This window comes from Oleiphilus sp. HI0066 (assembly GCF_001635725.1).
On record NZ_LWFH01000559.1, the window covers coordinates 1 to 1,140 of the forward strand.

Annotated in this window: 1 protein-coding gene and 1 riboswitch; the gene reads right to left on the reverse strand. The window is 43.9% G+C overall.

Annotated elements, in window-relative coordinates:
* Window positions 1-105: 105 nt before the first annotated feature.
* Window positions 106-237, reverse strand: a riboswitch (TPP riboswitch).
* A gap of 110 nt (window positions 238-347) precedes the next feature.
* Window positions 348-1,007 carry an HlyD family efflux transporter periplasmic adaptor subunit gene (locus A3738_RS07580; RefSeq protein ID WP_068475781.1) on the reverse strand — a complete coding sequence of 220 codons (660 nt, stop codon included), beginning with the start codon at window positions 1,005-1,007 and terminating at the stop codon, window positions 348-350.
* Between the last annotated feature and the right edge of the window lie 133 nt (window positions 1,008-1,140).

Consider the following 1,140-nt stretch of genomic DNA (forward strand, 5'->3'; position numbering starts at 1 on the left):
GCGTCGGTGATCTTTGCGTTTTTAGCTGGCTGCTGTGGCGTGTTGCTCATGTATGCTCCAAGGTAATTGTTAGGGAGCAATCTGCTGATAACGACTCAAACGTTACAAAACGAGCAAACTGTTCCCTACGCTGGTATTAACCAAATCAGGTTCAACGGGTCCTGCTTTTACTGTGGATACAGCGCATAGCTAGCAGTCTCAGCTCCCTAACCACTGGAAGCTCCCCGACAGGTATGAGAAGTGTATGACTAGCTGATCAATTCAGCAACTATTTACAACATGAAATAAAAGAAACGGAGCATGAGGCTCCGTTTTTAAAATAATAGCGCTGAACCACACAACCCAAACTACGAATCTCTCCAGGCCCTGTTAAACGAATTAATCAATGGTTCTAATAAGTACTGAGCAGGTGCACTTAAGCCAGTAATAATCATTACTTCTGTTGGCATGCCAGGGTGAATGGATAGAAGGTTCCCGTCATCATCAAATGGGAGCATATCGTCGTCTGCAACAAAACCATTTAGCGCAATACGTGCACTGTAATATTGCGTTTGTTGTCTTTCATCTTCAAAGACATAAGCCGAAATTGACTCAACCGTTCCGCTCAACTGTGGAAATTCATGTTGTTTAAATGACGCGACTCTCATCCTAGCATCAAGGCCTTTATAGACTTTGTCTACATCAGTGGGCGAAACACGAGATTCAACAATTAAAGTATCCATCGCAGGGACGATCTCCATGATGAGATCTCCTCCCCGAACAACTGTGCCAACCATATGTACGTTTAAGCCGGTTACAGCTCCATCAACCGGCGCACGAATATCAATCCGTTGAAGCACATTGCTTGACGTTGCCAGCTGCTCGCGTACATCTTTTAAACTAAATTTGATATCGCGCAATTCAGTGGCTGTTTGCTCTTGAAAACGTTGTTTGGCTTGAAGCTTCTCTGGCTTCACCTCGCCAATCTTGACCTGTATTTCTGCTTGTTGCGCCTCAGTTTTTTGCAATTACACCGCGCAATTCAGCGGCTTCACTCTGTATCTATAAAAATCTGAGTTTGTTGGCGAGCTTTTTCTCAACCATGCCTTTCTATGATTGAATTTCCTCCTCCATAAATTCTAACTGAGATACTTTCGCGAG